The organism is Francisella sp. XLW-1, from assembly GCF_008711455.1.
GTDB classification, from domain to species: domain Bacteria; phylum Pseudomonadota; class Gammaproteobacteria; order Francisellales; family Francisellaceae; genus Francisella; species Francisella salimarina.
Window position 1 is genome coordinate 1 of sequence record NZ_VXKP01000014.1, and the last position, 6049, is coordinate 6049.

Below are 6049 nucleotides of genomic sequence, written 5' to 3' on the forward strand. Positions count from 1 at the left end.
AGGTTTGACATAGCTTTAGATATCCAGTTGCAAATGGTTTTATATTTAACTCCTAAATTATCTGCTATTTCTTGCCTATTTGCATTTGGTTGCAAACATAATTTAACTGCATTATTTTTAAATTCTTTTGTATATCTTTGGTAACCCATATTTGTCTCCTTTTCTTAACACATAAGTGTCCCAAATAGGAGGGTATGATCAATAAACTACTGGACTGGCATAGTAAATATGAAGACTTCTTAAATGAAATGACTGTGAACTATGATACTGGTGAAGCTACATATACTCACTATAATTTAAGAGCAGCTTATGCCAGTTTGTGCTCTAATTTAGACTATCTATTTACATATAAAAATCTTCCTGATTTATCTATTCCAAATACTACAAATCACCTTAATGGTGGTAAGTTTTCTGATCTTAAAAATAGAATTAGAGTACATAGGGGATTATATAAAAATCTCAAATTAAAGATAGTAGATTTTTATATGACTTAGATTCAAGCTGTAAGTGCGACAAAATATTTGTTGCACAAAAAAAGTAAGTTGTTTATTGTTGCACTTGCTTAAAAAACAACTGGAGATTAAGATGGAATCACCATACAAACAACTTACTCAAGAACAAAGATATCATATATCAGCACTATTAAAAACAGGTATGTCAAAGACACTTATAGCTTTAGAGGTTGGTTGTCATCGAAGTAGTATATACAAGGAGTTAGCTCGTAATACAGGCAGAAGAGACTATAGACCTAAACAAGCTCAAGCTCTAGCAGACTCAAGAAAGAGGTGCGGAAACACTCAGATTAGAGATTTTTGTTGGGCTTATGTTGAGTTTCTTATCAAAGAGTGTTATTGGTCACCAGAACAAATAAGCGGAGGATTAAAAGCTAGAGGTTGGCTAGATGTAATAAGTCCAGAAAGAATTTATCAATACATATATGCAGATAAGGCGAAAGGTGGTGATTTATATAACTATTTACGATGTCAAAAAACTTATCGTAAGCGAGGTGCTGCAAGTCAAGATAGGCGTGGGCAGATAGTAGATAGAACCTCAATATCGCAAAGAGATTGTGTTATTGATAATCGTGAGAGACTTGGTGATTTTGAAGGCGATACAATAATAGGAAAGAATCATCAAGGAGCAATGTTAACTCTAGTTGATAGAGTATCAAAGCTGACAAGATTAAGACCATTGGGTAGCAAGAATGCTCAAAACCTTGCAGATATTGGGATACAGGCTCTCAATAGATGGCAAACAAATTCGATAACTTTCGATAATGGTAAAGAATTTTCTAAACATGCTCAAATCTCACAAGCTCTAGATATAGACATATACTTTGCAGATCCTTACTCATCCTGGCAGCGTGGAACCAATGAAAATACTAATGGTTTGATAAGGCAATTTTTCCCTAAAAGTATGAAACTAAATAATATCTCAGAAGAGCAAGCTAGACATGTTGAGCAACTCTTAAATAATAGACCAAGAAAAAGTCTTGGATTTAAAACTCCTCTTGAGGTAGAATCTAGAAATAAAATTGTCGCACTTACAACTTGAATCTAAGGGCTTTAAAAATAAGAAAATAATCTCAAAGCATAATATAACTGAAAGAACATTTTTTAGGATTAAAAAAGGTGGCTATGACTACCTATTTAAAAAGGCTTTAGCAGAAAAAGTAAATGATTTCTCGCTAGACTATTTCTTGTAGATTTACTATATTTACTATATTTACTATATTTACTATATTTACTATATTTATTGTATTTATTGTATTTATTGTATTTATTGTATTTATTGTATTTATTGTATTTACACTAAATACAATATGTATTATAATGATCAAAGTCAACAAAAAAGGAGTATTGATTATGATTATTTTAGTTGGTGGTGAAAAAGGGGGTACAGGTAAAAGTACTACTGCATTTAATATGGCTGCATACTTAGGAATGAAAAATAAGGATGTATTGCTAGTAGATGCAGACCCTCAATTATCAAGTAGTAAAGCTATAGCAAGAAGAAATAAAAACTATATTGATTTGTTTAAAATACAAGGAGTCCAATTAAGTGGAGATATCTATGATGGATTGAGCCAACTTAATAGTAAATATGATTTTATTGTAGTAGATACTGGTGGTAGAGATTCTGTAGAATTAAGATCAGGTTTATTAATAGCTGATATTTTTATAACTACAATTAGACCTTCGCAGATAGATATAGACACATTGCCTGACTTAAATAATATTACAAAGAAAGCTAAGGCTATGAATCGTAATCTTAAATCTTACGCATTATTTACTCATTCGCCTACAAACCCTAATATGGATGATGAAAAAGAAGCTAAAGCAATATTAGATGAATTACCTGAGTTCCAACAAACTACAAGTACTCTGTTTTATAGATCTGCATATTGGAGAACTTTTGGTAATGGTTTAAGTATTTTAGATTATATAGATAAAAAAGCAGTAGAAGAAATTAATAGTTTAGGGAGAGAAATATATGGCTTCTAATAAAAAAATTAAATTAGGTATGAACAAGCCAATATCTAAAGAGGATAGACAAGACTTTTTAAATGAAAGTCCTGATATGGTTTCTGCTACAACTATAAATGATAATAAGAATAAAAAAGTTGGAAGACCCAAACTAGACCCTGACACTATAACAGTAAAAAAAACTATAACAATGTACAAAGAAGATATTGATATGCTAGAAAATCAGATTAATAGAACCATAAAGCTTGGTCATAAAGATAAAGGCGTATCAGGAACTCTTAGAATGGCTTTAGCTGCATTAGACAATATTGATGATTCAAAATTTAACGAAATCTATAATAAAATAAAATAACTATATTTACTATATTTACTATATTTACTGTATTTACTGTATTTACTGTATTTACTGTATTTACTGTATTTACTAAATTATAATCTTTGTTTTTGTTTATTTCCATACAACATGCGGTTGTTTACCAACTAATTGAGCTATTTTAACTACAGTCTCTGCTGTTAAATTAGAAGTACCATTTAATATACCTTGAACAAAATTATTACTTTTACTACCTAATTGATCTCTAAGTTGTCGTATAGACAAATCATTAGTATCTTTATAATTTTGAAGCTCCTTTGCAATATCACTTTTGTACTCTTTTAAAAGTTTTAGCTCATGCTCATACTCTTCTCTTACTGATGTGATTTCATCTTTTGTCCATCCTGATTTCAAAAGAGAATCATCATTAAAATCTATTAGTTGAATTTTATTACTCATAGTCATAATCTCCTTTAATTATTTTTTTAGCTATTACCTCAGCCTGTTTTATATCTCTTTTTTGTGTTGTCTTATCTCCGCCATTAACGCAGATATAAATTTTATCTCCATAGAAGAAATAATAAGCTCTATTACCATATGTCTTACATCTTAATTCTCGAAGCTTATACTTACTTCCTGTTACTTTCTTACTATCATCAGTAGTAAGCATATATCCAAAAACTTCCAGTTTTATTATAAGTTTCTCCATTGATTTTTTTTCAATAGGAATTAAGTTTTCCAACCACTTATTAAATTGTTTAGTCTTTTTTACTTTATACATAACTTTAAAACCAATATGACTTACCATAAGTATACCATTATAATGGTACATGTCAATACTATATTTACTATATTTACTATATTTACTATATTTACTATATTTACTGTATTTACTGTATTTATTGTATTAGTACCATCAAACGATACATTTTTGATACCAACAAATTTTTAGATAACTTTTCACATTTGATGTACTATCAACTCATGCTAAAAATCAAAATCCTAAAAAGTCATCAGTAGGGTGGATTATAAAACATTCCCGAAATAGTCCCTTTATGGGAAAGTTTCTCTAGAAAACCAAATTCAAAGCCTTTAAAATTCTAAGTATGATTTTATAGTCCCAATAGTCTTTTTCGGGAAAGTTAATATTTTTGATGAATATACCACCAATCAAACAAAAAAATAAAGATCGTAGACCTAGAGAATTTTTGACAGAAAAAGAAGTTAATGAGCTTATGAAAGCTGCAAATAAGTTAGGTCGACATGGACACCGTGACTCTACTATAATTCTTATAACATATCGCCATGCTTTAAGAGTATCAGAGTTAATAGCTCTAAGATGGCAACAAATAGACCTTGAGGTTGGGCGTATAAGCGTAAATAGGCGTAAAAATGGTATAGACTCGGTACAACCTCTAACAGGAATAGAATTAAGGGCTTTACGCCGCTTAAAAAGAGACTATCCAACAACTGATTATGTTTTTGTATCAGAAAGGAAAACACCTCTTACAGATTCTACCATTAGAAAAATGATAGCTAGAGCTGGAGATAATACTGATTTAGGTATGTCTATTCATCCTCATATGCTTAGACATTCAACTGGTTATAAGCTTGCCAATGATAGTATTGATACTAGAACTATTCAGCAATATTTAGGACATAGAAACATAAAGCATACGGTTAGGTATACTGAATTATCTTCTAAAAAGTTTGATAATTTATGGATTGATTAGGAAAATAAAAAAGAAAAAGTTTTGTATTTCTTTTGAAATTGTTTAGTTAATTCATTATGCTGCTTGCCTGATTAAATGGACTCACTCACCTGAGTTAAAAGCTTCAAAAGAGCTAACTGTTATAATAGTTAAGTTAACAGAAAAGTAAACAGATGAGGAATCCATATGAATAATATTAGCTTATTGGCTATAGATATAGCAAAGAATATTTTTCAACTACACGGTAATGATAGAAATGGAAAATGTGTTTATAAAAAAAGGATAAAAAGAGAAACATTAGTCCCAACAATTTCTAATATACCGCAGTGTACAATTGTAATGGAATCTTGTGGTGGCTCAAACTATTGGCATAGAGAATTCACGAAGATTGGTCACACTGTAAAACTAATCTCACCACAATATGTAAAACCATTTGTAAAGACAAATAAAAATGATGCTAATGACGCTGAAGCTATAGCAGAAGCTGCAAGTAGACCAAGTATGAGATATGTTGATGTAAAGAGTGTTGAACAACAAGATATTCAATCTTTGCATAAGATTAGAAGTCGTTTAGTAAAAAATAGGACACAACTAGCTAATCAAATTAGAGGTTTATTATTAGAGTATGGTATTACAATAAATAAAAGTATTTATAATTTAAATAGAGATTTACCTGATATATTAGCTGATTTAGAAAATGATTTGACTATTATTACTAGAGATTTTATAAGTGATTTATATGAGGAATTTTTATATTTAGGTAAAAAGATTGAAACCTATAATAATAAAGTTAAACATCTAGCTAAGAGTAATGAATCGTGTCAAAGATTATTAGGTATTGAAGGCATAGGAGATCTATCTGCAACAGCAATACTTGCTATTATTGGAGACCCTAAAAACTTTAAAAATGGCAGGCATTTTGCAGCTTATTTAGGATTAGTTCCAAGACAACATTCTAGCGGTCAAAAGACAAAGTTGTTAGGAATAAGTAAGCGAGGTAATACTTATTTAAGAACATTATTGATTCATGGAGCTAGAGCAGTTGTTGCTAATGCTAAAAATAAAACAGATAAAAAGAGTTTATGGATTCAAGAGAAATTATTAAGATCTGGTTATTGTAAAACATTAATAGCTTTAGCCAATAAGAGTGCAAGGACTGCTTGGTCAATATTAGCTAAAAACACAAAATACGATATTAATTACGATTTAAAACAAGTCGCTTAATTACAGGATAAATGATTATTTAAAAGTGTAAAACTTGCCTAGAATAAAACTTTCTTACCACATGTATCATTTAGAATACTTTTGACTGATTAGTTATTTTAGGCACCAAATTTAATCAAGGCACTTAAGATGCCAGATGTATGTCAGTGATTATACTTTTTAAATATAAAAATAGAACTCATAAAAAGGCCTTTACCTCCGGAACTTGCGCTCTGACGCCAAATTGAATTTTATTCTAAGATCCACTGACCTTTTTTGCTGATTTGCTCATACATTACATCAGGAGCTAGATCTAAGCCATTTTCCCATGTTAC

The 6049-nt window shown here is 30.0% G+C and carries 10 protein-coding genes; 7 read left to right on the plus strand and 3 right to left on the minus strand.

The window, feature by feature from the left end; all coding sequences use genetic code 11:
* Positions 1-149, minus strand: a 149-nt coding sequence (locus F3D59_RS10225) for a transposase (RefSeq protein WP_150464750.1), incomplete at its 3' end; no start/stop codon positions are given.
* 45 nt (positions 150-194) lie between these two features.
* Between F3D59_RS10225 and F3D59_RS09740 the strand changes: the two genes are divergently transcribed.
* From F3D59_RS09740 to F3D59_RS09755, 5 genes are all read left to right on the plus strand, one after another.
* Positions 195-494, plus strand: a complete 300-nt coding sequence (locus F3D59_RS09740) for a hypothetical protein (RefSeq protein ID WP_150464751.1) — start codon at positions 195-197, stop codon at positions 492-494.
* A gap of 91 nt (positions 495-585) precedes the next feature.
* Positions 586-1554, plus strand: coding sequence for an IS30 family transposase (locus F3D59_RS09745; protein ID WP_150464752.1), 969 nt, complete (start codon positions 586-588; stop codon positions 1552-1554).
* Complete coding sequence (locus F3D59_RS09995; RefSeq protein ID WP_191092477.1) at positions 1535-1705, plus strand: hypothetical protein; 171 nt, start codon at positions 1535-1537, stop codon at positions 1703-1705. Before F3D59_RS09745 ends, F3D59_RS09995 begins: the two co-directional genes overlap by 20 nt.
* A 160-nt stretch (positions 1706-1865) precedes the next feature.
* Positions 1866-2504, plus strand: a complete 639-nt coding sequence (locus tag F3D59_RS09750) for an AAA family ATPase (RefSeq protein ID WP_191092478.1) — start codon at positions 1866-1868, stop codon at positions 2502-2504.
* Positions 2494-2838 (plus strand): hypothetical protein, encoded by a 345-nt coding sequence (locus tag F3D59_RS09755; RefSeq protein ID WP_150464754.1) that lies wholly within the window; start codon positions 2494-2496, stop codon positions 2836-2838. Before F3D59_RS09750 ends, F3D59_RS09755 begins: the two co-directional genes overlap by 11 nt.
* 96 nt (positions 2839-2934) lie before the next feature.
* On the opposite strand, the gene F3D59_RS09760 is transcribed toward F3D59_RS09755, so the two are convergent.
* Together F3D59_RS09760 and F3D59_RS09765 are read right to left on the minus strand one after the other, a co-directional pair.
* Positions 2935-3258, minus strand: coding sequence for a hypothetical protein (locus tag F3D59_RS09760; RefSeq protein ID WP_150464755.1), 324 nt, complete (start codon positions 3256-3258; stop codon positions 2935-2937).
* Positions 3251-3580, minus strand: coding sequence for a type II toxin-antitoxin system RelE/ParE family toxin (locus F3D59_RS09765; protein ID WP_191092479.1), 330 nt, complete (start codon positions 3578-3580; stop codon positions 3251-3253). The genes F3D59_RS09760 and F3D59_RS09765 overlap by 8 nt, the downstream gene beginning before the upstream one ends.
* A 373-nt stretch (positions 3581-3953) precedes the next feature.
* Between F3D59_RS09765 and F3D59_RS09770 the strand changes: the two genes are divergently transcribed.
* Together F3D59_RS09770 and F3D59_RS09775 are read left to right on the plus strand one after the other, a co-directional pair.
* Complete coding sequence (locus F3D59_RS09770) at positions 3954-4532, plus strand: tyrosine-type recombinase/integrase (RefSeq protein ID WP_150464757.1); 579 nt, start codon at positions 3954-3956, stop codon at positions 4530-4532.
* A 165-nt stretch (positions 4533-4697) separates the two neighbouring features.
* Positions 4698-5735: an IS110 family transposase gene (locus F3D59_RS09775; protein ID WP_150464758.1), complete on the plus strand. Its 1038-nt coding sequence runs from the start codon at positions 4698-4700 to the stop codon at positions 5733-5735.
* The last annotated feature ends 314 nt before the right edge of the window (positions 5736-6049 follow it).